The organism is Pseudomonas sp. F-14 TE3482 (assembly GCF_053629455.1).
In genome coordinates, this window is the sequence record NZ_JBRJII010000001.1 from 872,203 (window position 1) to 896,785 (window position 24,583).

29 protein-coding genes and 1 tRNA gene are annotated in these 24,583 nt (G+C 52.2%); 10 read left to right on the forward strand and 20 right to left on the reverse strand.

Features of this window, described 5'->3' with window-relative positions:
* Positions 1 to 32: 32 nt before the first annotated feature.
* From AB7M26_RS03775 to AB7M26_RS03805, 7 genes are all read left to right on the forward strand, one after another.
* Positions 33 to 108: transfer RNA gene (locus AB7M26_RS03775), tRNA-Thr, on the forward strand.
* A gap of 172 nt (positions 109 to 280) precedes the next feature.
* The gene (locus AB7M26_RS03780; RefSeq protein ID WP_429387954.1) at positions 281 to 1,603 is read left to right on the forward strand and encodes a tyrosine-type recombinase/integrase; all 1,323 of its coding nucleotides are present in this window, start codon (positions 281 to 283) and stop codon (positions 1,601 to 1,603) included.
* Positions 1,604 to 2,512: 909 nt separating this feature from the next.
* On the forward strand, positions 2,513 to 3,493 hold the full coding sequence (locus tag AB7M26_RS03785; protein ID WP_429387957.1) for an integrase domain-containing protein: 981 nt from the start codon (positions 2,513 to 2,515) through the stop codon (positions 3,491 to 3,493).
* Entirely contained in the window at positions 3,490 to 3,873 is a 384-nt protein-coding gene (locus AB7M26_RS03790) for a hypothetical protein (protein WP_429387959.1), read from the forward strand. Before AB7M26_RS03785 ends, AB7M26_RS03790 begins: the two co-directional genes overlap by 4 nt.
* A 90-nt stretch (positions 3,874 to 3,963) precedes the next feature.
* Positions 3,964 to 4,686 (forward strand): dGTP triphosphohydrolase, encoded by a 723-nt coding sequence (gene dgt / locus AB7M26_RS03795; RefSeq protein ID WP_429511380.1) that lies wholly within the window; start codon positions 3,964 to 3,966, stop codon positions 4,684 to 4,686.
* Positions 4,687 to 4,688: 2 nt separating this feature from the next.
* On the forward strand, positions 4,689 to 5,456 hold the full coding sequence (locus tag AB7M26_RS03800; RefSeq protein WP_429511379.1) for a hypothetical protein: 768 nt from the start codon (positions 4,689 to 4,691) through the stop codon (positions 5,454 to 5,456).
* Complete coding sequence (locus AB7M26_RS03805; RefSeq protein ID WP_429387964.1) at positions 5,453 to 6,013, forward strand: primase 1D-like protein; 561 nt, start codon at positions 5,453 to 5,455, stop codon at positions 6,011 to 6,013. Before AB7M26_RS03800 ends, AB7M26_RS03805 begins: the two co-directional genes overlap by 4 nt.
* Before the next feature lie 34 nt (positions 6,014 to 6,047).
* Here AB7M26_RS03805 and acpS read toward each other — a convergent pair whose 3' ends face one another.
* The 8 genes from acpS to AB7M26_RS03845 form a co-directional block, all read right to left on the reverse strand.
* Complete coding sequence (gene acpS / locus AB7M26_RS03810; RefSeq protein ID WP_429387967.1) at positions 6,048 to 6,458, reverse strand: holo-ACP synthase; 411 nt, start codon at positions 6,456 to 6,458, stop codon at positions 6,048 to 6,050.
* A 33-nt stretch (positions 6,459 to 6,491) separates the two neighbouring features.
* Positions 6,492 to 7,379, reverse strand: a complete 888-nt coding sequence (locus tag AB7M26_RS03815; RefSeq protein WP_429387970.1) for a nucleoside triphosphate pyrophosphohydrolase family protein — start codon at positions 7,377 to 7,379, stop codon at positions 6,492 to 6,494.
* Between the two features lie 9 nt (positions 7,380 to 7,388).
* A complete protein-coding gene (locus tag AB7M26_RS03820; RefSeq protein ID WP_429387973.1) occupies positions 7,389 to 8,522 on the reverse strand; it encodes a nucleotide kinase domain-containing protein in 1,134 nt (377 codons plus the stop codon).
* Positions 8,519 to 9,361, reverse strand: coding sequence for a thymidylate synthase (locus AB7M26_RS03825; RefSeq protein ID WP_141698111.1), 843 nt, complete (start codon positions 9,359 to 9,361; stop codon positions 8,519 to 8,521). The genes AB7M26_RS03820 and AB7M26_RS03825 overlap by 4 nt, the downstream gene beginning before the upstream one ends.
* On the reverse strand, positions 9,354 to 10,241 hold the full coding sequence (locus AB7M26_RS03830) for an ImmA/IrrE family metallo-endopeptidase (protein WP_164823619.1): 888 nt from the start codon (positions 10,239 to 10,241) through the stop codon (positions 9,354 to 9,356). Before AB7M26_RS03830 ends, AB7M26_RS03825 begins: the two co-directional genes overlap by 8 nt.
* On the reverse strand, positions 10,241 to 10,603 hold the full coding sequence (locus AB7M26_RS03835; RefSeq protein ID WP_061434911.1) for a helix-turn-helix domain-containing protein: 363 nt from the start codon (positions 10,601 to 10,603) through the stop codon (positions 10,241 to 10,243). Before AB7M26_RS03835 ends, AB7M26_RS03830 begins: the two co-directional genes overlap by 1 nt.
* A complete protein-coding gene (locus AB7M26_RS03840) occupies positions 10,600 to 10,914 on the reverse strand; it encodes a hypothetical protein (protein WP_061434909.1) in 315 nt (104 codons plus the stop codon). The genes AB7M26_RS03835 and AB7M26_RS03840 overlap by 4 nt, the downstream gene beginning before the upstream one ends.
* A gap of 363 nt (positions 10,915 to 11,277) precedes the next feature.
* Positions 11,278 to 12,027, reverse strand: a complete 750-nt coding sequence (locus AB7M26_RS03845; protein ID WP_123498433.1) for a hydroxypyruvate isomerase family protein — start codon at positions 12,025 to 12,027, stop codon at positions 11,278 to 11,280.
* Positions 12,028 to 12,322: 295 nt separating this feature from the next.
* Between AB7M26_RS03845 and AB7M26_RS03850 the strand changes: the two genes are divergently transcribed.
* Positions 12,323 to 12,646: a hypothetical protein gene (locus tag AB7M26_RS03850; protein WP_063341871.1), complete on the forward strand. Its 324-nt coding sequence runs from the start codon at positions 12,323 to 12,325 to the stop codon at positions 12,644 to 12,646.
* Positions 12,647 to 12,712: 66 nt separating this feature from the next.
* Here the strand turns inward: AB7M26_RS03850 and AB7M26_RS03855 are convergent, their stop codons facing one another.
* Both AB7M26_RS03855 and AB7M26_RS03860 read right to left on the reverse strand, forming a co-directional pair.
* Positions 12,713 to 13,423, reverse strand: coding sequence for an SDR family NAD(P)-dependent oxidoreductase (locus AB7M26_RS03855; RefSeq protein WP_123498392.1), 711 nt, complete (start codon positions 13,421 to 13,423; stop codon positions 12,713 to 12,715).
* A 42-nt stretch (positions 13,424 to 13,465) separates the two neighbouring features.
* Positions 13,466 to 13,687, reverse strand: a complete 222-nt coding sequence (locus AB7M26_RS03860; RefSeq protein WP_007897514.1) for a tautomerase family protein — start codon at positions 13,685 to 13,687, stop codon at positions 13,466 to 13,468.
* 271 nt (positions 13,688 to 13,958) lie between these two features.
* Between AB7M26_RS03860 and AB7M26_RS03865 the strand changes: the two genes are divergently transcribed.
* Positions 13,959 to 15,116 (forward strand): AAA family ATPase, encoded by a 1,158-nt coding sequence (locus tag AB7M26_RS03865; protein ID WP_123498390.1) that lies wholly within the window; start codon positions 13,959 to 13,961, stop codon positions 15,114 to 15,116.
* A 571-nt stretch (positions 15,117 to 15,687) separates the two neighbouring features.
* The gene (locus AB7M26_RS03870) at positions 15,688 to 16,614 is read left to right on the forward strand and encodes a LysR family transcriptional regulator (protein WP_123498388.1); all 927 of its coding nucleotides are present in this window, start codon (positions 15,688 to 15,690) and stop codon (positions 16,612 to 16,614) included.
* Here AB7M26_RS03870 and AB7M26_RS03875 read toward each other — a convergent pair.
* From AB7M26_RS03875 to aguB, 10 genes are all read right to left on the reverse strand, one after another.
* Positions 16,531 to 16,848 (reverse strand): AzlD domain-containing protein, encoded by a 318-nt coding sequence (locus AB7M26_RS03875; RefSeq protein WP_008068739.1) that lies wholly within the window; start codon positions 16,846 to 16,848, stop codon positions 16,531 to 16,533. The genes AB7M26_RS03870 and AB7M26_RS03875 overlap by 84 nt on opposite strands.
* On the reverse strand, positions 16,827 to 17,543 hold the full coding sequence (locus tag AB7M26_RS03880) for an AzlC family ABC transporter permease (protein ID WP_123498386.1): 717 nt from the start codon (positions 17,541 to 17,543) through the stop codon (positions 16,827 to 16,829). The genes AB7M26_RS03875 and AB7M26_RS03880 overlap by 22 nt, the downstream gene beginning before the upstream one ends.
* Entirely contained in the window at positions 17,540 to 17,953 is a 414-nt protein-coding gene (locus AB7M26_RS03885; RefSeq protein ID WP_185022180.1) for a GNAT family N-acetyltransferase, read from the reverse strand. Before AB7M26_RS03885 ends, AB7M26_RS03880 begins: the two co-directional genes overlap by 4 nt.
* A 46-nt stretch (positions 17,954 to 17,999) precedes the next feature.
* The gene (locus AB7M26_RS03890) at positions 18,000 to 18,746 is read right to left on the reverse strand and encodes a 2OG-Fe dioxygenase family protein (protein WP_008005252.1); all 747 of its coding nucleotides are present in this window, start codon (positions 18,744 to 18,746) and stop codon (positions 18,000 to 18,002) included.
* Positions 18,747 to 18,978: 232 nt separating this feature from the next.
* Positions 18,979 to 20,265: an OprD family porin gene (locus AB7M26_RS03895; protein WP_123498384.1), complete on the reverse strand. Its 1,287-nt coding sequence runs from the start codon at positions 20,263 to 20,265 to the stop codon at positions 18,979 to 18,981.
* Positions 20,266 to 20,500: 235 nt separating this feature from the next.
* Positions 20,501 to 20,896 carry a nuclear transport factor 2 family protein gene (locus AB7M26_RS03900; RefSeq protein ID WP_123498382.1) on the reverse strand — a complete coding sequence of 132 codons (396 nt, stop codon included), beginning with the start codon at positions 20,894 to 20,896 and terminating at the stop codon, positions 20,501 to 20,503.
* 17 nt (positions 20,897 to 20,913) lie between these two features.
* A complete protein-coding gene (locus AB7M26_RS03905) occupies positions 20,914 to 21,585 on the reverse strand; it encodes a DsbA family protein (protein ID WP_123498380.1) in 672 nt (223 codons plus the stop codon).
* 359 nt (positions 21,586 to 21,944) lie between these two features.
* Positions 21,945 to 22,157: a hypothetical protein gene (locus AB7M26_RS03910; RefSeq protein WP_008068732.1), complete on the reverse strand. Its 213-nt coding sequence runs from the start codon at positions 22,155 to 22,157 to the stop codon at positions 21,945 to 21,947.
* 245 nt (positions 22,158 to 22,402) lie between these two features.
* A complete protein-coding gene (gene aguA / locus AB7M26_RS03915; RefSeq protein ID WP_123498378.1) occupies positions 22,403 to 23,509 on the reverse strand; it encodes an agmatine deiminase in 1,107 nt (368 codons plus the stop codon).
* Between the two features lie 3 nt (positions 23,510 to 23,512).
* Positions 23,513 to 24,391: an N-carbamoylputrescine amidase gene (gene aguB, locus AB7M26_RS03920; protein WP_008068730.1), complete on the reverse strand. Its 879-nt coding sequence runs from the start codon at positions 24,389 to 24,391 to the stop codon at positions 23,513 to 23,515.
* Between the last annotated feature and the right edge of the window lie 192 nt (positions 24,392 to 24,583).

Sequence of the window (24,583 nt, forward strand, 5' to 3'; positions counted from 1 at the left end):
CAACCCAATCGCTATAATCGTCGCCCTAACATGCCGGTATAGCTCAGTTGGTAGAGCAACTGACTTGTAATCAGTAGGTCCCGGGTTCGACTCCTGGTGCCGGCACCATACAAGGTTCCAGAGAAGGCTTTCAAAATCTCTGGAACCCCCGAAAAACCCGCCTTCTGGCGGGTTTTTTCGTTTTGGCGTTCCATCGGTTTCCGTCAGAAACTGGTGGATTCCAACCGTTTTAAGGGTAGAGTTTGGGATACAGGTCACTTCGATAAAAGGGAGTACCCTTATGTCGCGCACCACAGCTCCGCTCTCCGACGCAGCTTGCCGCTTGGCAAAACCTACAGACCGCGCCTACAAGCTTTTCGACGGCGATGGCCTCTACCTCCTAGTCCAACCCAATGGCCGCAAAGGCTGGCGGCTCCGTTACGTCAAACCTGACGGACGGGAAGGACTGACCTCGTTCGGCAACTACCCCGTCATCGACCTCGCCGATGCGCGCCGCAAGCGCTTGGAGGTCAAGCGAATGCTGGCGGATGGCATTGATCCCATAGAGACCAAGCACCAAGCCAAGGCGGAAGCCGTGATCAAAGGCAGAACCTTTGAAAGCGTTGCGCTCGACTGGCATACGGAAATGTCGGCCAAGTGGGCACCAGGCCATTCCAAGACTGTGATGAGTCGCCTCAAAACCCACGTGTTCCCGCTGATCGGCGCCCGCGCCATTGTCGACCTCGACACCCATGACCTCATGCAGCCCTTGGAAGCGATCAAGAAGCGCGGAACGATCGACGTTGCTTTAAGGGTACAAAACTACCTGCAGAGCATCATGCGCGAGGCAAAGCGCCTCCGGCTTATCACCATAAACCCTGCTTACGATCTCGAGGGCTCGATCAAGGCCCCGCGGGTGGTCCATCGCCCCGCTCTACCCTTATCGCGACTGCCGGAACTGCAGGAGCGGATCGACACCTATAAAGGCCGGGCACTTACCCGTCTGACGGTGATGCTGTCGCTGCATGTGTTTGTACGCTCCAGCGAGCTGCGCTTCGCCCGCTGGAGCGAGTTCGACCTCAAGCGCGGCGTCTGGGAAATCCCGGACACTCGGCCAGCGTTGGAGGGAGTACCCTTTTCCACAAGGGGTACGAAGATGGCAGGGGATATCCATTTAGTACCCTTATCGCCGCAAGCAGTGGCGCTACTCGAAAAAATCCATGCACTCACAGGCAAATTCGCATTGGTCTTCGCAGGGGATGCCAAACCCTGGAAGCCCATGTCCGAAAATACCGTGAACAACGCGCTTCGGACGATGGGATACGACACCAAAACCGATATCTGCGGGCATGGATTTCGTTCGATGGCCTGCAGCGCACTGATCGAGTCAGGATTGTGGTCGGAGACAGCCATTGAACGGCAGATGAGCCACAAGGAGCGCAACAACGTCCGCGCCGCTTACATCCACAAGGCCGAGTTCATCGAGGAGCGCAGGCTGATCATGAACTGGTGGAGCCGGTACCTGGAGGCCAACCGGCAGGAGCATGTCACTCCACACGAATTCGCGAATCAGACCGGACCGAACGTCACTCGCTTAAAAGCAAAACGCGGCGCAACTGAGTAAGCGCTCGGTCTTCATATTTCAGTGATCCGCTTGTCCACGCGGGTCCATCCAAACAGGGCTGCAAAGCCGCCCTGCTTGGATGGACCTCACTTAAAAAATCTAAAGCCCACGCAACTGTCTGTGGAAAACCACGGATTTCCACCGGTGGATAATTTCATCCACAGTCGCAGAACTCCCGAAAATTCGAGCCTTGACCCGAATTATCCACAGGCGTAGAAAAGATCGGGCAAAGCGCTGTCGTTGACAGCAACCCCAGGTAGCCAGAACCTTTAAGGCTACGCCACACCGTGGTGGTTCTCCCAAAGTGCGATTAGCGTCCGGCGGCTCGCACGGTCACTCACCGAGTGATGGATGCCTACTTCAGATCATTGCCATTGCGGCAAATACATCCCCTACCAGCTGCCCTGCAGCAACCTATCCGTGTGGCCATTTCCTTGCGCCAACCTGCGCCCGTCTCTTTCTCCCGGAAAGAGACGGGCGCTCCTACCACTGCTGCAGGCCACCTCGTACAAGGCTTTGCGGCATTCCCCCTCGTGACAATCGGCGTGACAAATACCGAAGTCACCAGCAACAGCGATGTAGATGATGGTGCCGCAGCCCAAGGAATGGACTGCACCTGACTGACAGTCAGGCATGCCCCGGTCATCGCATCACTGCCTTCACCCGACTCAGGATCTCGCGGCACTGGTCTCGTCAGCCAGTGCAACCTCCACCCGCCCACTTCTTCGGAAGTGCTCAGGAGGTCAGATCATGAGATGCCCAAGCTCCCGGCCGTAAAGAGCCGCCAGTCCCGCGTCAGTGGACAACCCTCACAGGCCGCAGGGGCCTTGATCCCTGATAACACTCAACATCCTTGGCGGGATGACGTGGGGAAAGTCTCAAAGGTTTGGCTTCGAGAGGAGTTTGATCATGGCACTGGTAGGTAGACGGGACGGGCGGAATTTTGGCTATGGTCGGCAACTGAGCTATGCCGGGCCGCAAGCGCTGAAAGACATATTCGGCGGCGGGCACTATGGGACCGTTAAAGCGCACAGTGATCGCTGGCAGGCCTTTGTTCGGTGGTGTCGGTCGGAGGATGGACCAGGAATTAACGATGCGCGACAAATTGATCAGCAGACCCTGCTGGAATACGCCGGATATCTGCGTCAGCAAGTTGACCAAGGCGCTATAGGCGTCGCCACCGCGCAAAACCGATTGTCCAGCGTGAATCGGACCATGGCTGCGCTTCGCGGTGATCAGTATGTGAAGGTCGTGAATCCGAGCAAGGCGTTGGGAATGCGGCGCATCAGTGTTCGTCAATCGGTACCGCAAGGCCAAGATCGCGAACATGTGAAACGGATCGTCGACGTACTCCGCGAACACCAAATGCAACGCGCTGCCGCCATCGTGCACTTGGTGCGAGCCGCCGGAATGCGCTTACGCGAGGCCATTTTGGCCGACCTTCCACGACTACAACGAGAAGCCGAGCAACTCGGGAGGATCAACATCCAGGACGGCACCAAAGGTGGCCGCTCGGGAGCCTCGGCCCCTCGGTGGATAACGGTGGATGAGCACATCCGCGACGCACTGGCATTCGCCCTTCAAGTCTCGCCCGTTGGTAGCCGCAACCTGCTTGCAGCAAATGAACGCTACCTCGATTTCCAACAGGTAATCGTTCGCCCCGCACGGGAGATTCTCCATACGCACAACCTCAAGGGCTTCCACGAATTGCGGGCGACCTATGCGTGCGAACGCTATGAGCAAATCACACAGCATCCTGCCCCCATCAACGGTGGCAATTGCTACCAACTTGATCATCACCTTGATCAGGAAGCCCGAGCACAAATCAGCTATGAGCTGGGACACGGTCGTATCGACGTGGTGTCGGCTTACATTGGTGGCCGAGCATGAGTAAGGCATTCGATATGGAGTTGTTTCTGAGCGGTACCCTGAAAGGCGCGCCCGCCTCTCAACGTCGCCACGTCAGGCAAGCACAAGTAATGCAGATGGCCATCGAGCAGCGCTGGCAACGCAAAACGCCATGGAGCTGGCAGATGAAACACGTCCTTTGGTTTCTAGAGGTTTTTCTCCAGGAAAAGTCCTCCTCCACTCAGTACTATTACTCGCTGACGGCTTGCATCATCAGCAGGCGGATTCAGAAATACGAATCATGGAAGCATTTTTTGAGAAAGACCCGAGCTAACCTCATCGGGCAAGACAATACGGCAACGGCGATCACCCACAGACGAGCCCCCGCTGAAACCTTTGTGTCCTTGAAATCAAACGGATAAGGTGAACCCAAAGGCCACCTTTGGGCGTAGGCGCCCAAAACCGACTTAGCAGTGGCAAGGCTCGTCAGCGAATATCAGATAAGGATTGTCATGAGCGAATCACGAATATCTCAGTTTTATCTCTCTATGCTTACGGATATTCGCAGACGCGACTCTGCTGGCCCTTCTGGTAGAAATCTCGCGATGCAGGCAGCGAGTGACCGGGGGCGAGTATTATTTTCTGCAGCATTTCGCAGGCTTCAATCCAAAACTCAAGCCTTTCCACAAGAGTGGAACGCATCGGTACGAACGAGACTTACACACTCCCTAGAGGTAGCATCAATTGGACGTTACCTAGCGGAAAAAATTTCAGAGCAGCTATTCGAAAAAGGGATGCTCGGAGAAAAAAATAACATAGAGACCCTTTATAGAACCAACGCCTTCATCTCGTTTGTCGAAGTTTCATGCTTGATGCACGACCTGGGAAACCCACCGTTTGGGCACTTCGGAGAGGCGTCAATCCAAGAGTGGTTTGCTGCTAGAATCGAAAAACACAAAGAAAAATTCTCTAAATATCATCATTCTGAATTCACCCAACTGTATCAGGACTTTACAAATTTTGATGGCAACCCCCAAGGTTTCCGGATGGCAACAAGGTTGCAATGGAACAAAGATGAATTTGGCTACAATCTAACTTACTCACAACTATCCGCAACACTAAAGTACCCATGGACCCCTGAACGTATTGGCGAGGTCCAAAATGGTAAAACCGTGAAAAAATCAGGAGTATTCCATAGTGAGAAAAAATACTTTCAGAATTACAAAGCAAATTAAGTATGAATACGATGTCCAGGCATCCGTTGTCATACATAATGGAAGCTGCGGATGACATATCATATTGCTTAAGCGACATTGAGGATGCATTAGAAAAGAACATTGTCAGATGCTATGATGTTGTATTTGCGTTACGGACCGGCTTAGGAGAGCTCAATAAAAATAGAATTGCAATGGAAATTCTCAACTCATTGCCACTGGAACACTCCGAAGATCCTGCATGGTTTACGGCCTTCCGAACCACTGTGACAAATGTTTTGGTTGACCGTTCATGCCAACTATACATAAGACATCATGCTAAAATAGAGGCGGGTGAATATTTCTCACTTCTTGATAAATCAAAAGCTGCTAAAGCACTGCTAGATATCATCAGAAAGTTCTCGAAAGAATATCTGTACTCCAGTGCCGTTATCAGGGAAAGAGAGCTTGTCGGCTTTCAAGTAGTTACCGGCATCCTGGATAGATTTGGCCTTTTGCTTGACCTATCCAGCAATGATGCAGAACAGCTTTTAATCAATAAAGTACAACCCAAGGCTACAGGCTCGGCGTTAGCTTCAACGCTACAAAGTTTTCTGCCTCGCAAGCACATAAAAGTATACGAGCATACATTGCTTGAAATACGGAAAACTAAAAATTCAAAAAAACGATTCGAGCTACTTGAATGGATAGCAAGAGCGCACTTGATTGTGGATTACCTGTCAGGAATGACGGATGATTTTGCAATAGTAACATATCGGCGCTTATACGGTGGCGGAGCAAACAACATATGAGTTCCATCTTGGAGTCACATCCAATTGAAATGACACCCCTTTGGCTTAATGAACTGAAGGGGGAGTGGACCGCACACGTGTCAATTTATCAGTATTGCCCCCAGCAGGTAGACGATGCTCGCATAATAATCCCCATTAGAGCTAAAGATTTAACACCAGCTTGGCTCAATAAACAACTAGAAGCTTTACCTAGCGGCTCCGAGCTAGCATTACACTCAGAATTAATAAGCAAGAACAAAAAATTACATATACCAATGATCGACTTTTCACAACCAACCAAACCATCCGAAGAGAACTTGAGTTGGATTGAAAAACACTCAAACCTAAAATTTAACATCTATGAAAGCGGCCGTTCATATCACGGATATGGCGAAAAGTTACTCACCCATGACGAGTGGATAAAATTTATGGGGTTATTACTCCTTGCCAGCGCTCCAGGGACTATCTCAATCGTAGATACCCGCTGGATAGGGCACCGCCTAATAGCTGGATATGCCGCACTACGTTGGAGTAAAAATACCCAGCAATATCTGAAATCGCCAACTCGAATAATATAAATCACACATAACATTAAGACAGTTCAAATCCATACTAAGGATTGGCTCCTACAGCTACAACACTAGCCATAGAGATAGTCCTTGTATGAGTACAGCTTACGAGCCATCCCGTGATATTCATTTCAGTCTCTAGCTCCGCTAACTGCCTGAAAAGCCTGACGGCGGGAGCGCCGCTGTCGTGATTATAAACTTCGACATCGACGAATGAGATTCCATTACCCCACCCCACTCCCAGAGCTTTTAATACTGATTCCTTTACAGCAAACTTTCCAGCCAATTTCTCTAAACCAGAAGAGCTTCCAATTATCGAATTCAACTCAACACTTGTAAAATATCGATTAAGAAAAGGTTCGAATTCAACATTTAGCAATACTGAAAAACGATCAATATCTACAATATCGACACCGTGACCTTTTAGATAACCTGCCGCCATTGGCATCTTCATCGGGCACTCCTTTGAATTCGAATTAACAATCAATCACTCATCAGCCTCAACGTAGCTCAGCAACTTACTATCTAGATCCACAACAATCAAGCCTCCGGAGTTAGCCAAAACCTTTCTCCAAACATCAAACCCAGTTAAAATGGCTCTCTGCCACTCCCCCATCGTCCGTTGTTTTACTTCCAACAGAGAAGTAATACCTTTAATAGTGCGAAGTAACTTGTAGTCAATATCACCCACACCTTCAAGCCAATTATGTTCCTTAGCATAATCGAAAACCAACGCAGCAACGGCCTCATCAATAACCTGAGCCCTTCCGCCATCTTGCACTTCATCTACTTTCGAAATACTCTTCCGTTTCCGTCCAAGCAGTTTACGAATCACGGGAGACCATCCAAGAATCGCAACATAACTCAAGTGAAAGACATCATGAAATCTATATCCGTCAGCGTCATCAGCATTATCAGTCAAATCATCGCCTATCTTGACCCCATCAATAAAAGTACGAATCTTAGTGCCCCCCTCAGCGGAGACTTCGCGAAGTTCGACTTCAAACTTTCTAGGAAAGCTTTCACCATGTTCATACCCAGCATCAAAATTAGTCAAAAGTGAGCCTGGCGCCCCCCAGCGGCCCAAAGTTTTGTGCAAGTTTTTTTGAGCAATTTCTTCGAGTTTAAGATCAAATTTTTCTGCGACGTTTGCAACATACCAAAGCAAGTCCCCCAGTTCCTCAGCTACCCGATCCTTGAATAACAAGTGTGACTTACCATCTCGTAGGTGCTTTTTATATTCACTTAATAACTCACCAGTCTCACCGGCAAGACCGAGAAGCGGTACAATAACATTCGAATCAAGTGCGCTGTTATCTCGCAGAGCTACTTGATCAGTGAATTGCGCTTGTTGCTGATAAGCATTAAGCTCCATAAAACGCTCCTATAGTATCATTTTCGTTTGGCGAAACTCTTCATCTTCAGACAGCTCTTTAATATCGACCCCGTGGCGAGCCACAGCATCTTCAGCAATCTTGTTGTTCAACTTCCATTTTGGAGGGTACCAAGGAAACTCTATAGGGCCTGTTGGAGTAAATTTCTGCTTAATTTTAGTCCTCCCCGATATCCCACTGATATCTGGATGAGCAACTCGAGAATACTTATCCACTTCACAAAAAAGGTTCTGACAATCAATTAACTGCAATCTCCTTCCCCATAAAGAATTGAACTCTAGACCCAACCTTTCAAACTCAAGCTCTTGATTATCAACCATTAGCCGGATCAACTCAGCCTCATTGAGTCCTGCCGTATATTCAAAACACTTCCGTAATCCGTCTCGGGCGCCGGGGCCAGGTATAACAAAATCCATCTCCGTAAAATCAGTTATTTCGCTGTAGTTGACATCCGTAACAAACTGATAGGCAAGAAAATCCCCAATAGTAGGGTAGCTTTTAAAAAGTTCGAAGGCCGGCTGCATTTTGTGTAAGCTCGCAAGTTTACTTGCCAACTCATCGGACATCATCATTTCCAATAGCTTCAGGTGATTTTGATGTTTCGCCGAATGCCCAAAAGCCGAACTTCCCGGAGGCATAATATATGCGGCCGAATATATGCGCCTCCCAGAAGCCATTGCCTGACTCAAAATACGGTCGTAAGAATTAAAACTATAATCCTCATACGTTATCAGACCAAAGGCATTTTCTAAGAGCTGCCATGTTTCAATTTTGTTAAAAATCTTAAAAAGCATTACCCTGAAAAAAACTTCATTTACAGAACTCGGAAGATCCTTTCTATAGATAACGTTTCTTATTAAATATTGACTTACCCTATCGGATGCACGATACGCATTGGTAAATTTATGAACAGATAAAATGGGGTCTTCTGTCCAAGGTTTTGGGCTACTTTCTAGACGTCGAAAGAAAATATTCTGTCTTTCAACTGCGAATTTCCAATATGTATCATATGCCTCTGTTATTTTTATTGGTAGCAGATGAGAAATCACTTTTTTCGACGGTACAGAAATACTAGTTTCTTTTTCCTGACCGAAGTCCAGCCGAACATTTTCACCCCTCTTCACGCCACAGCCCCGACTTCAGAAGCTCTCACATCAGACTCTAATAGTTCGCCCTCAATACATTTCTTACATTCCGCTATTAACGGATCTAACGCTTCATTGGTCTTTGTTATTCTCTCGAGCTTAGCCACACCAACAATGACATTTACTCGACTCAACTTCATGTTCATTTCATTAGCCATAAACGCACCTAGCTGAGCAATCCCCAAATAGTTGCCATACGCCTTGACAAATAACTGCTGCGTCGCATAGAAAGCATTTACAACCAATCCATCTTTAGTAGGTTCAAAGCTGATTTGTTGCATGCATGGGAACTGAAGCTGTGCATCCGCAATATGGTCTCTCTCAGGATCGAATATGCTGGCTTGAAACATCGACCTCCTCACTCCAGCTCTGCCATTATACTGAGAGAGTATCCATTCCAACTGATTGCCGTCATTTGGACCGCGTTTGTAATCTATAAGTCGCTCAAAATACAGACCGCGTCGATTCCCCTTTGCATTCATCGCTCGATACCTGGGGAACACATCTTGATACAACGAGTAAAAATAGGCTCGATTACCCTGTGCGATTTGCCAAATACGCTGTGGAAAAATAGTATGAGCTACATCAGACACAGATCTGTGATCATTCGCGCTCAACAATTGATCCAGTGCAGCTCTCACGCCAGCATGCTCGTTCGCTTTACCTGTCTCATCGAAACCAGTGAAGCTTAGAACTAAAGGTGCGATCTCATGACCGGTATGCCCAATTACATGCAAGATAGCTTTGGCCCAAGCCTTTGAAAGGCTATCCTCATTTATCAGCAATGGTCCATCCACAACAGCAATTCGTTTAGTCATCAGATGCATCCTCCAAATGGCGAAACCGAGCTAAGCCAACATATCTTTTGCGAGAGACCCTTACATAAAGCGCCCAAGATGTACCCGGTAGTACTACTCTCGTGATACCAGTTTTCGTTGCTCTGAATAGCCTACCACTCGCAAGCTCCTTCTCTGGCATCAATACGGTGATATCTAATGCGACGCCGGCCGGTAACAAAACCAGTGCGCCCTCTTCCATATCGAGCGTCGGGGAAAGCCAATGGTGATCCACGATTGTAAGGGGCTCAGATACTACTTCGCCCAGTATTTCTGATCTGATTGCTTTAGGAGTAACTTTTCCCAATTGATCTCGTCGAACCGGGTTTATCAGTTTCAGCGCATAAGCTAAGTGATTGACAAGAGTTGCTTGCCCCACCCCAAAACTACATGCAATGGCAAAAAGTTCCAAAGGACTAGCTTTATTAGGGTCTAAGTTTCTTAAATGAAATGCTTCTTTTACCCCCAGTGTCGGCATCAGAACAAATGCTCCGAACGCATCTGCAAGTACTTCTTCTGGTGGACGGCTTGCACTACTCAACTGGCTATCATTAAGCTCGTCTATCGTTGAGCCATGTCCAAAGATATGGTGCCCAAGCTCATGCGCACATGTAAAAGCTCTGCGAGCCAAAGGCCTCAAGGATGAGAGGTGAATTCTCGGCTTTGGCTCTCGGTCGTACATGCCCTCCATGTTAATGTCATTGAAACGCACTATTACTTTTAATTTTTCACAAAGGTCATATATGCATATTGGACTTTTAAGGTCGATTCCTGCTTTAGTTCTCGCAGTAATTGATGCCTGCATGCCCTTCATTGCCAATGCCTGGACGGTAGACGATTTTTGCCCTGTCTCTGCACTCATCAGGCGTCTCCCGTTTTATCATTTGAATCCCTCATCGAAGCTAAAAGCCTAAGCAATTTATCTAAATCCTCGGATTTAAGTTTGCTCAGTTCTCTTGCCGCGAGCTGCAGGCGAGGATCATCAATGTCTAACTGCTCAGGTGTCTCCCCCATCAGCCACGGAACAGTGACATCATAGGTTTCGGCGAACGCTCCTAACTCTTCTGCAGACACCTTACGATTACCTGCTTCAATCTCAGATACAGTTGGCCTGTGCATATTAAGCAATTTGGCGACTTGCCCTTGCGACAAGCCAGCCATTTTTCTGGCCTCCCGTAATCGATCTGCGATTAGAGCGCGCTTTGACTGCTGTGTATCCATCATTTCAATTTAACCTGCTTAACAGTCTCTCCAGACTGCTCCTCAGCAAGCTTCATCACTACTGCCACAGTTTCATCTATAGTCAGAGCGATACAACTTTTCTCCTGGGCGAAAATATTTACGTCATCGGCAATCGAAATATCAAGCTTCGATGCAAGTATGCCGATAGCGACAGGCCAGATTTTACTGTCAAACTCAGCTAGTGCTTCCGTAGGCTTCGTCGTACCTTCCAGCTTTGGACAATCAAGCCCGCTTGTGGCTTGGATGAGCTGGAGGACCTCTACGAGCTTTTCCCGCACAAAGTCAGCATTCATACAGAATCTCCCTAAAATTCTTACCGCTAGTAAGAAAATCTTACCACCATTTTGAGAATTCACAAGATCCTTCTCTTGTACTTTTTTTTTGCTGGATGAAATGGGGTCAGTGACAGGACGCAAAGAAATGTCGCAGAGATTCACCCACCCGTAGTAACAGCAATGTTTTTTGCTCCCTATCAGGGTAGTAATAGAGGTAGACGATGCGATTAAAAAAGTTAAAAACTATTAATTATCAATAATTTGTGTTTTTAATTCGACTCCTGGTGCCGCACCATACAAAACAAAGCCCTCGCAGAAATGCGAGGGCTTTGTTGTTTCTGGCGTACGTGAAATCCGAATCCCGTTCGCGCGTCGCAAGCACTAACGACCTAGCTGCTTAAGCCAGTCAAGACTCGCAACGGTAGAACCGGAAGGACGGTATTCACACCCGATCCATCCTGTGTAGCCACGCTGCTCCAGCACCGCGAACAAGGCAGCAAAGTCGGTGCTCCCCGTTCCCGGCTCGTGACGCCCCGGGCAGTCGGCTATTTGCACATGGACTGTTCTGTCATAAAACCGAGCCAGAACATCTACCGCATCTCCGGTCAAAAGCTGAGCATGGTAAAGATCGAGAATCAGCCCGACACTCGGGAAGGTCTCCAGCACCTGTTGCGCCTTGCTGAAGTCAGACATGTAATAGCCCGGCATCTCTTGCGTACAAATTACTTCGATAAGCGGCCGCAATCCCTGATCCTCGAAGTACTTGACGGCATACTCCAGGTTGCCTCCGAAGATAGGTCCTGCGTCATCCTGCGTCGTAACGCCAGACATGATGTGGACATCCGAACATGCCAGCGCCTTTGCATAGCGGGCGGCCTGGAGCAAACCGTGGCGAAACTCTTCTTCCTTACCCTGCAAGGCAGCGATGCCTTTGGTAACGCCCGCCGGTGCGGCGAACTGAATCAACGGCAGACTGTATTGCGCCAGGTGGTCTGCCAGGAGGCTCGCGTCGAATTCATAGGGCGACGGGAACTCCACTGCCCGAAAACCCGCTGCGGCGGCGGCTTCGATGCGTTGCAGAAAAGGCAATTCATTAAATTGGAAACCGAGATGAGCGTTGAACTTGAGCATTAGGTAAATATCCATCCTTGGGAAGAAACGAAATCATCGGCTTGGAGCATCCTTCGCTGCTCCAGCACTTCATCAAAACAAAGCACTCGCAGAAATGCGAGGGCTTTGTTGTTTCTGGGGTTCGTGGGGCTAACAGCATCGGCCCGAACAGTCAGCACAAGAAGTCTCTCAGCCACTAATGAGCAGATCTCCCTCTGCTACGCTTCACAAGCCACTGCTTTCCTCAATTGTGATTTCCGGTAAGTACGTGGCACCACACGACCGAAAGAAACACCAACGAGTAAGGAACACTCCCATGACTCTTCACAAAATAACCCTGGCGGGTGCGCTGTTGTTCACTCTGGCCGGTTGCAACTCCATCGCCAGCAGTACCAACACGCTAACCGATGAGCAGATCAAATCTCAGAGCGCCGGCGCGCTGGGCTATTCACCTTCTGACTTGAGTATTGTCAGCCGTCGTACTGAAGGCACGAATACTTATGTCGCGCTGAAAACCAATGACAACCAGCAGTTCAACTGCATCATTAACGGCGGCAACCTGCTGACTCTGGGTATGACCAATCCGCCGTCATGCGCGAAAAAGGGTGAACCGATCAAGGTAGCGCCGTTCGGAGGTTAATGACTCAAGGATGAGAGCGCTGGTCGTCGTCCTTGCTGTGAACAGCGCCCTACTCCTGAATCGCTCTCAGTGCCCCGCACTCTGCCCACCATCAACATGCAAGATCTCGCCGGTGACAAAGTTGGCGCTGTCCAGATACACCACAGCCTGAGCAATATCGCTGATCTCCCCCATGTGCCCAACCGGATGCAAACTTCCCAGTGCTTCGTGAGTTTCCTCACCATGCATCGGCGTCTTGATGATGCCCGGGGAAACCGCATTCACCCGAATGCCACGTTTGGCGTACTCAATGGCCAAGGATTTGGTCGCCGCGTTCAATCCACCTTTGGTCAATGAGGCCAATACCGACGGCACACCGTCAATCGCGTGGTCCACCAGGCTGGTGGTGATGTTGACGATGTGGCCGCTGCCCTGTTTTTCCATCTCGGTGATCGCGAGTTGGGTGATGTAGAAGAAACCATTCAGGTTCACCGACAGTACAGCGGCATAGTCCTCGGGGGTGTAGGCAGTGTATGGCTTGGCGATGAAGATCCCGGCGTTGTTGACCAAGGTGTCGATACGGCCGAAACGTTCGATCGTTTCATGGATGACTCGCTGGGCGATCGCCGGGTCGCCGATGTCGCCGGCAACGGTGAGGATGTCCGGGTCGGTGGACGGCTGGATCGAACGCGAAGTAGCGACTACCCGGTAATCGAGATCACGGAAGGCCTTGACCATGCCTGCGCCGAGACCTTGAGAGGCGCCAGTAATAACGATGACTTTTTTCGAATTGCTCATGATGAACCCTCTACTACTGAATGATGGTTTTGACGGACGCGGTCATGACTGCCCTTGCGCCTCAGCCAGTTGTTTGCGGTATTGGGTAGTGGTGATCCCGGCATAGCCCCAGTTATCGGTGTCGACTTCTTCGATCACGATGTGGGTCAAGTCCGGGCGTTTGTTGAGGACGCGTTCCAGGGTTTCTGTGATTTCGGCGATCACCTGAGCTTTCTGCTCAGAGGTAACGCCATCGCGGGTGATGCGTACGCTTACGAAAGGCATGAGGAATCTCCAGTGGCCCTCTCATCGGAATGATGGGGAGGCGTTGGAGAGGAATGTATGAGGTTGAGTCAGGGGGATAAAGGTGGGGACGGGAACATCATTAGTGACGTGGTGTAATGAGTTTATTTTGATGACATGCCTTGAACCTTTTCTTTCGCTACGAAAGTTCAGAAAGATTGCTGATCTGAACGCTCGCAGGCCACACTCAAACCTTTATGCTAAATTATGGCTGGTCAATAATTATGGCTTATCAATAAAAAAAGGTAATCGCATGAGCAGCATTTTTCAGCGCCCTGAACTGGCTGAACAGATGGCAAATCAGCTTCTCAATCCGGGAGTTCTCGATGAGGGTCTGCGCTCAGGTTTGTTTCTGTCCGGCCTGCGCAGGACCGGTAAAACGACATTCCTGAGGAACGACCTCATCCCGGCCCTGGAAGAAGCAGGTGCTCTGGTCATTTACGTCGACTTATGGAGCGACACACTGGCCAATCCGGCAACGCTCGTGCATGACGCTATCCGTCAACGCTTGGAAGAACTCCAAACGCCCGGCTCCAGTCTGCTCGAAATGCTCAAGCGTGTTAGCGGTGTCGATGTCGGTGCAGCCGGATTCAAGTTTGGTTTCAAGCTCGACAGCATTGGCAATGCAGGTGGGCCATCGTTGGCACAGGCGCTGACTGAGGTGGTCGATCAAGCGAAAACAGACTTGGTGCTGATCATCGACGAAGTGCAGCATGCCATTTCCTCTGACGACGGCAATCAGTTGCTCCTGGCACTTAAAGCGGCTCGTGATGCAATCAATCCACGCCCGAATACACCAGGCTACTTTCTGTTCATCGGAACAGGATCGCACCGGGCGCAAGTCAGTGAACTGACCGCAAAGCGGAACCAGGCGTTTGCCGGCGCAACGTCGGCGGCTTATCCGGTGTTGAAAGGTGATTATGTTGAATACCTGCTCAACCGCCTCGCAATGACGGTGAAGAAGGAAAAGTTGCCGTCTCTCGAGGTTGCCATTGAAGCATTCAACACCTTGGGGAATCGACCTGAAGAAATGCTCAAGGCGCTACGGCAGTTGATGCAGCAAGAAGGTGATCCCGATCTTTTTCTGCCAGTAATTGCCAGTACTTTGCGCTCGGCAGCGGCCAGTATTGAGCTTGAAAAAGTGGAGCAGTTAGGCAGTCTGGCTCAGGCTATTTTCAACAAAATCGCATCCACAGAAGGCGATGCACGGGGGATATTCTCCATTGATGCAGCGGCTGAGTATTCGAAGACTGTCGGTCGAGAGGTGCGTGTTGAAGAGATTCAGCCGGTGGTAATTGCGCTGGTAGCCGAGAACATCATCATGCGCAGAGGGCATGGGATTTATGCGATTACAGATCAGTTTGTTCAGGAAATCTGGCTGGAAGAACGAGCGTTGATTGATGCTAGTTAGCGCTGGAGAGGAATGAGCAGACCTCCGCTACGAGGTGCAACAACATCCCCAGCCAACGAATTAGCCGAACCCATCTGCTTCCCAGCGAAAAGAGATTTTCGCAGCCCCAAAAAACGCCGACACACGGTCAAATAACCCGTTGACACCCGCGTCACACGGGAAGAAAATTTAATCGAGAGCGCGAAACCGACTGCCTTCAGGTGGCGATAGTCGATGTAGGAGCCCCGTTGATGACCTGAAAATCAGCGCTCGGGTAAACCTCTCCTCCCCTGCTTGAGGGAGCACAATATCAAGCACCTATTCACGAAAGCAGCCTGATCAGGCTGCTTTTTTTTGCCTTGGAAAACGCCCACACCTCCCCCCATCCGGGCCTTTTTTGCCCCCTGATCACCTACCCGCCACCAAAACCCCGATCCTGTGTAAGCCTCAAACCATCGGACGCAGAATCATTTCGCTACTAAACTCGGGACAAGCATGCTCAGGTGCAGGATCATAGCCAGCACGCGACCGAAGCCCACCCGGCGGCCAGGTACACAACAATAGCCAGCCCACTTCAGAGGGCATTACCCAAATGGATAGCAGAACCCTACGTAACCTCATGCGCATTGTGCAGACCGGCTCATTGTCGGCGGCGGCAGAGCATTCCTGTTTGACCGTGCAGGCATTGGCCGCACAGTTGAACAAGGTTGAAGAGCAGTTCGGTTTTCGGTTGTTTCGTCGCTCCAACAAGGGGCTGACTCTGACAACGCAGGGCACGGAGCTCACGCCCTACATGGACAAAGTATTGGTCGCCACGCGGCAACTGGAAGAAAAAGTCGCCGCGCTCAAAGTGCCTGGGCAGCGAACGCTCAAGGTTGCGCTTAACACCACGCTCTCGGCCGACTTCAACCGGCGAATGATCGGACGCCTCATCGAGGTGTTTCCTGATTATCAACTGGAATTCAGCTACGCCGAGTCGATGGAAAACCTCAGCAAGTTGAAGAATGAGGATTTCGACCTGGCCGTGCTGATCGGCCCGCAACAACCGGGGTTACCCAGCATTGCCCTGCCCCATGTACAGGTGCAGGTGGTCGGTGCCCATTGCGGACAGGAAAACGATCCGCTGATGCTGCTCGGCAATAAGTTTCAGGTTCGTCCTGCCGACGATTGTCCGTATTCCCACAGCTTCTTGCGTTTTCTCGACGCCGGCCTTGGTAATTACGAGTCAGGCAAGCGGATGATCTATTCCTGCAGCGAGACCCTGACCCTGTCGTTGATCACACAAATGGACGGCCTTGGCATGGTTTCCCGTGAAGCGGCGCTGCGTAACGGCCTGACCATTTTCCCGGGTTTCGAGGATTCCCTCGAAGTGCGGTTGGCGGTCAATAATCCCGAGTTATCGGGCCAGGCCTTGAACGAGGTGGTCGCTCTATCACTACATGAACGACCCGAGCGCAATGTACGCAGCCGTCCCAACCGCCACACTGAGAAAGAGGTTTTTGCTGAAATACGCACATAACAACGTAGGAATCGCTGCATAGAATTCCGGGCGATCGAGCTGCACCTGTTGATCCTTGATCAACAGCGGCGTGAGGCTGATTGCAGCGACGATCGCCACCGGCAGGTATTCCAATGCCCTGGCGACGAAGGGCGGCCAATGGTCGGTGTTCACCTGCAGCGGCAACGCACGCGGCAGGAACGTCACGGCCATCATTAGCACGACGACCAGGATCAGGAACGTTTGGTCAGGCATACACCCACCCCGCAACCCACGAATGTGGCGATGAATACGTTGAAGGGTGAGCTGCCGATCAGGCTCAGGACACCCATGCAGGCGACCGCGGCCAGTGCGGCGATCAGTTTATTGCGGGTGTTGCACAGCGATACCAGGACGTAGAGCATCATCGCGGTCAGCGCATAGTCGAGCTGATATTTGATCAGGTGCGCCGCGTACTGCGCGCAGATTGCTCCCAGCAAACCACCCAGTACCCACGACGTGTGGCAATACAGATTGAAGCCAATCAGATAACGCACATTGACCGGCGTGCCCTTGCCCAGTTTGACGCTGTGAAAGGCGAACGATTCATCGGTCAGCCCGCCGGCATAACACCAGCGCTCGAGACGACTGAGCCCCATCGCCTGCAAGGCCTTGGCCATGTAGACCGACATCAGCATGTGCCGTGCATTGATCAGAAACGTGGTGAGGATGATGGTGGTCAGCGATGCGCCGCTGGAGATCAGCGCCAGGGCGGCGAACTGCGAGGCACCGGCATAGACGAACAGGCACATCGCGACCGGCAGCCACACGGGCAATCCGGCATTGACGGCCATCAAACCGAACACAAACGACACCGTGAAGTAGCCCGCAACAACCGGGCTGGCTTCAGCAAACGTGCGCGAGGGCTGGGGCTCGACCATCAGCGGCTGGCTGCTGGACGTCTCATTCATAAGTCCCTCTCAAAGGTCGTTTCGCCGCGCGGCTCGCAAAAGCCCTGGGCACTCCAAAAACGTTTGCCGGCAAGATTAGCATCGTCGACGAACAGGAACATCCGCAGCACACCGACCCGTTTCATGTCTGCCGACGCCGCTTCCACCAGGCGCTGACCGACTCCCTGGCTGCGATACACCGGGCTCACCGCCAAGTGATTGATGGTGCCACGGCTGCCGAGCATGCCGCCCAACACCGCGCCGACTACTTCGCCATGGATATCGAGCGCGAGGAACGCTGCAGTGGTTTTTTGCACCAACACACCGCGCAGGCATTTGGCGTCCTGCCATTCACAGAACGACACTTCTTCGAATTGCCGAAAGAAGCACTCCAGGCGCTGGGCATCCTTGGCCGTCGCGCGCTGCAGCATCACCGGTGCAGGGCACTCGGCGATGTGCAACATGGGGTCTAGCTGTTCAGCGAACAATGTCGAAAGCGGTCCCGGGCCGCGAGAAGGAAATGGCCAGAATCTGCCGATAGGCCATTTCGTGAGCGTGGGTGTTGCGTGCCGGTGTCACGTAGTGACGCATGTCGCGATCGAGGAAATAGGTGGTATCGAGGATTTCCAGATAGGTCGTCGCCGCCAATTGTTCCTCTTGGGCCGAATACAAACGGCTCTCCGCCCCGTCCACGTTGTTGCGGCCCCAGAAATGCACACCGCTGAACGGATAACCGTCGCAATGAATGCCTTCAGGGGTGATTTCCAGTTGCTTGCCTGGCTTGATCTCAATGCGGATCTGATGGATCTGGCATTGCCAGATTTCGTCGTGCAACTCCGGCGGCAATACGTTTTTGTACACCTCGAAATCCGCATCGATGAGGCTGCGCATCACCGGCGAATTGATGACTTCGTTGGAGAAATCCTGGAAGTGCCGCTCCAGTCCGCCGACGTAGCTGTTGTTGGCCTTCGATTGCACGTAGGCGCGGTGTTCCAGCTGCGTCAAGTCACGGGTGACCGGGTTGTATTCGAAATCGCTGTAACGACGGAAACGCATGCCCGCATCGGCCTGGCCGTAATAACTGTCCGGCTCCATGCTTTCCCAACTTTTGGTCAATCTGACGAAGTCGGAAAAATGACCGAACAGATTAAAGTCAGCTCCCTGGACGTTGACATATTTGTCGCGCCGTAGCGATTCGCCAACTTCTCTGTTTAAAACGATCATTACTAGGTCTCCGCTGCATTTAGCGGCTTAATCTAGTAGGTGCAGGATTTGCGGCCCATGAGAAAGAATTTCAGGCATATCAAGCGTTGATTGAAACGCAGTATGAAGTTGCTTTAATTCGACTTTCCGCGATCGAAAACAGCCATTTTTTGTATTTTCCTACGGTCATGAGGCGAAAAAAAACCCCGAACCAGTCAGGGTTTTTATCGAGTCTGAACAACTCAACCGATCATCAGAAGATGTTAATCGGGTAATCCACGAACACCCGCAGTTCGTTGCCGCTGACGTTGTACTCGCTGGATTTGTGCGACACGCGCAAGATCGAGCTGCGTACCTTCACGCTCAGGTCTTTGGCCGGGCCACTTTGCACGACGTACTTGAACTGGTTGAAGATCTCGCGCTCGGTGCCGCCCTCGCTGGTGGAGGTGGTGATGTTGTCACCGCGCACGTAGGCAACGTTGTAGCTCAGGCCAGGAACGCCAAAAGTGCTGAAGTCCAGGCCATAGCCCAACTGCCAGCTGCGTTCGTCTTCGGCATTGAAGTCAGACCAGTAGGAATTCGCCAGATAGATGGTGTTGCCACCGTCGCCGACGCGACCTTGATTCTTCTGGTAGCCACCGTAGGCGTAACCCAGGTTGCTGTCGCCGGTGCTGCGTTGGTGAGCGAGAGTGAACGAATGCGGGCCGGTGGCGAAGGTCGCTGCCAGGCTCCAGATCTTGTTGTCGTCGCCGGTAGCACCGCTTTCGCGGACGTAGGAATCGTCCAGCTTGGTGCGGTAGCCGTTGAAGTCCAGCGTCAGGGACTGATCCTTGTCGATCGGGAACACGTAGTTGGCGTTCACGTACTGCTTCTTCAATACATCTTCGACGTCGGACGCGTACAGCGCAGCCTTGAACTGTTCGGTGAACTGGTAACTACCGCCCAACACGTTGATCGACTTCAAGCCACCGCTGTCACGGCCTTCAGCACTTTTGCGCGATTCGGCGGTGAAGCGACCTGCGTTCAGCTCCAGGCCTTTGATCTCTTTGGAGGTGATCAGGGTGCCGGTGTAGCTTTCCGGTAGCAGGCGCGAGTTGTCATAGTTCAGCACCGGCAAGGCCGGCATCTGGTCGCCATAGGTCAGCGTGGTGCTGGAGAGACGGAATTTGACTGCTGCGCCACCCTTCGACAGGTCGTCCGCCGCGTTGCCGCTGTCGCCCTGTTTGAAAAAGTCGATACCACCGGCGCCGCTGCGGCCTTTGCCGCCATCCAGACGCAGTGCGTACAGACCGAAAGCATCCACACCCACACCAACGGTGCCTTGGGTGAAGCCGGACGAGAAAGTACCGATGGCCGCTTGGCCCCATTCGGCTTTGTCCGGGTTGCCGTCTTTATAGTCACGATTGATATAGGCGTTGCGCAGCAGCACTTTGAGGCTGCTGTCTTCAATAAAACCCTTGGACTCGGCCTGGTCGTTAGCCATGGCCTGAGTGGCGCTCAACATCCCCAATGCGATCAGGCTGATTCGCTTGTTCAACATGTTATTTTCCTTATTACGGGTTGATACGCGCTGTGTCGAACCACTGAAATGGCGCTATCGCGCTCTTTTTTCACCCAAAAACAAAAAGGCCCGCCCACGAAAATTCGCGGCGGGCCTTTTATTGTTTTGTGAGTCATGGCGGTTAGCCACAGGCGTGGGGCGCATCCTATCTGCGCCCTTAATAAGGTGTCAATTTCAGGAATCGTCTGTGAATAGGCGAAAATCGTCTAAGAAATCACTTGTCAGCGATAGCCAATTGCACGGTGTGGCTGTCGACGAATTGTTCGAAATGCGTGACTTTGCCGTCGGCCAGGGTCCACAAGTGAGCGACCCGAGCATTCATCGGGCGGCCGGTGGTTTTGTAGATTCCGCTGTAATTGCCGTAGGCAAACACCTTGTCGCCCTGTGCGACGTAGTGCTCGGCCTTGAACTGAAAATCTTCCCACTCGGTGGCCAGGCGCTTGAACACATTTTCGACGATAGCGTCGAAACCGACATAGGTCCCGGCGTACGGGAAACCTGCGGCCTCAGTCCAGCGAGCGTCATCGGCCAGTGCCGCGGCGGTATTGCGAGCGTTCTCCTGGGAGTTGGCGCCTTCGTAGGTGCTTTTAATCAGGCTCAGGTTATCCATGGTGACTCCAGGTGAATTCAATGGGCGCAGCCGTCGAGGCCACAGGTTTGAAACGCGGATGAAGACTCTTTCGCCGCAAACGACTGACCCAGCCATTGGGCGAAAGCTTGCGGCTTGCCGAACCACGGGCCGATGTCGACCAAGGTGAGCTGGCCATCCTGTTCCAGCGCAAAAGTCGGAAAACCCTGTCCACCGACCTTGGCCAGGAGTGCGCGGCTGTCCTTGATATGGCGCTCGGTGTCAGCTTCATTAAATGCCTGTTGGAACGCCTCAGGCTCAAGGCCTGCCTGTGTGGCGAGTTCCAGCAGCACGGCGTTATCAGCGATGCGTCGACCTTCCACGTAATGAGCCGTCTGCAAACACCCCAGCAATGCTAGCCCGCGGCCAGCGATCTGCTCGGCTGCCAGCACAGCGGCAATCGGCGGCGCGGAATCGAACACTGCCGTCTCATCGCGCAGCAAACCTTCAAAATACGCCTCACCAAACGGCTGGCCGGTGTATTCAGCGATGCGTCGATCGTGAGGCATCACGTAGTTACGCAGTTGTGACGAAACGGTCTGGCGGTTGGCGCCGGTCATCATGCCGCCACCGTGGGCGATTAAAGGCAGCACGCTTTGGGCGGCCTGCACCAGTGGCTTGGCGCCGTAACACCAGCCGCACAATGGGTCGTAAATGTAGTGAAGGATCATGGGGAAGACTCCGGCAACAAAGTAGGAAAACTCAATGCCGGCAGATTAGTCCCCAGACAGTTTCGGAAAAACGCTGGAATGGCTTTCAGTCTGTTTCATGAATCGGTCGAATACTTTCTGTTTCCGCCAGGTTATGGCCGATATGACCGGAACCTATATCTTCTAAACAATGCAAAACCTTGTGGGAGCGAGCCTGCTCGCGATGAGGCCATTACATCCAACATATTCGTTGATTGTAAGATCGCCATCGCGAGCAGGCTCGCTCCCACAGTTGATCTTCAGTGATTACAAAAAAATCTTCGCCCATAAAAAAGCGCCGCCTTCCCGGCAGCGCTTTTATCAATCCGTTGTTTTTCTTCTTATCCTTCCATTACATCCCACAGTGCTTCCAGTTCCGCCTCGCTGAATAAACCAGCGGGGTAGCGCTCGATCATCATCCGGCGCGGATCAGGTTCTCTGATCTGACGCGTTCCATTGGACTTCAACCATTGCGCCAAGACTTGGAGCGATTCGCTATTAACTGCCAGGGGATGCATTGCCCGCTCGCTCACGACGTTCATTTCGGCGTTCATCTCAGCGCTCTCTCCTGGTTTGTGAGCGGCTAACTTATCCAAGGTTTATGACAGAACATCGAAGTTCTCTCCCTCCCCATGTTGCGCCATCGAAGATACAAGAGCTGTGCCAATGTTTTCCAATTGTCGACAAGTGGATACAAAAAAGCCCGCAGTCCTGATGGGCTGCGGGCTTTCTGTGAAATAACGAGTCTAAAACGTTGCTCAATCGATTCTTCAATCAACTCAAGCTGTTACGACCTCACTCACTCCTTGTGCGGGGCGGGCTGTTGTTGGGTAAGGCAGTGGATATTACCGCCCCCCAGTAACAGTTCGCGACCCGGCACCATGACCACTTCATGCTGCGGGAACAAAGTCTGCAAAATCTCTTTGGCCGGACCGTCCAACGGATCGTCGAAGCTCGGCGCGATGATGCCGCCGTTGACGATCAGGAAGTTCACATAAGAGCCGGCCAGACGAACAGTCGGATTGCGTTCCTGAGTGCCATCCACCGGATCCACGCCAGCGCACTCGTCTTCGGTCGCATACAGCGGCCCAGGAATCGGCATCTTGTGCACCGTGAATGGGCGCCCTTTGGCATCGGTGCTGTTTTGCAGCACGTTCATTGCCGCCTGGCAGCGCGGGTAGTTCGGGTCCTGCGGGTCATCAGTCCAAGCCAGTAGTACTTCGCCCGGACGCACGTAGCAGCAGAAGTTATCCACATGGCCGTCGGTTTCGTCGTTGAACAAACCGTCCGGCAGCCAAATAATCTTATCCACAGCCAGATTGGCGCTGAGCACCGCTTCGATTTGCGCACGGTCCATGTGCGGGTTGCGATTGCGGTTGAGCAGGCACTCTTCGGTGGTAATCAGGGTGCCTTCACCATCGACATGGATCGAGCCGCCTTCGAGCACAAAACCTTCGGTGCGATAGCGCGGGCTGCGCTCGATTTCGAGGATCTTGCCCGCCACCTGCGAGTCACGGTTCCACGGCGAATAAAGACCACCGTCGAAACCGCCCCAGGCATTGAAGTCCCAATCCACACCACGGACTTCGCCGCGGTTGTTGATGACGAACGTCGGGCCAGTATCCCGAACCCAGGCGTCATCGCTGGACATCTCCACCAAACGAATATTCGGCACGTCGAGACGGGCCCGAGCATTTTCGTACTGGCCAGCGGAGACTGCCACGGTCACTGGTTCGAAACGCGCGATGGCCTTGGCCACCGCCACGTGCGCGGCTTGCGCCGGTTTGCCACCCAGACGCCAGTTGTCCGGGCGCTCGGGCCAGACCATCCAGGCCTGGGTCTGGGGCGCCCATTCGGCGGGCATGTAAAAGCCGTCGGTGCGAGGGGTGCTGTTCAAAGTGGTCATGGTTCAGGACTCCAGGGAACCGTCGAGGGTTTTGATCGCGCCGTACAGGTTCGGGCGACGGTCACGGAACGAGCCCCATGCGCTGCGGATGTGCTCCAGCTCATCGAGGTCGAAACTGTGAACCAGAATGCCTTCTTCTGTTTCGTTCAGCTCCTGGACTTTCTCGCCAAACTGGTTGGCGATGAACGACGAGCCGTAGAAGGTAATGTCGTAGCCGTCCTGCTCTTCGTTGCCGATGCGGTTGCTGGCAATCAGCGGCATCAGGTTGGCGCCGGCATGGCCTTGTTGCACGCGCTGCCAATGGTCGCGGGACGAAATGGTCTTGTCATGTGGCTCGCTGCCGATGGCGGTCGGGTAGAACAGGATTTCCGCGCCTTGCAGCGCCATGCTGCGGGCGCACTCAGGGAACCACTGATCCCAGCAGATGCCCACGCCGATTTTCGCGTAGCGGGTATTCCAGACTTTGAAGCCGGTATCGCCCGGGTTGAAGTAGTACTTTTCGTGGTAGCCAGGACCATCCGGGATATGGCTTTTACGATAAATCCCGAGGTTGCTGCCGTCGGCATCGATGATCGCGATGCTATTGAAACGTGCGCGGCCAGCCAGCTCGTAGAAGCTGATTGGCAGAACAACCTGCAGTTCTTTGGCGACCTTCTGGAAATGCTTGATGGCGACGTTGTCTTCGACCGTCGTGGCCAGCTGCAGGTAGTCAGGGTTCGGTTTCTGGCAGAAGTACGGCGCCTCGAACAGCTCCTGGATCAGGATGATTTGCGCGCCTTTCGCCGCAGCCTCACGGACCAGCTTTTCAGCGGTCTCGATGTTGGCTTCAAGGTCCCAGGAACAGGCCATCTGGGTAGCGGCGACGGTAACGATACGGCTCATGAATCATCTCCTGGGCAAGTGTTGAGGGTCGAGGGTGGCATCGACCGATGACAGAAAGAGGCAGCACCGGGCATGGTTCATCCACACCGTGGGCAGTGGCGACTTTATAGCCGATAAAAATCGGCTTTTAAAGCGATAAATATTCTTTCTGTCGAAAACAACTCACTCAAAGCCGATAACAATCGGTATTTC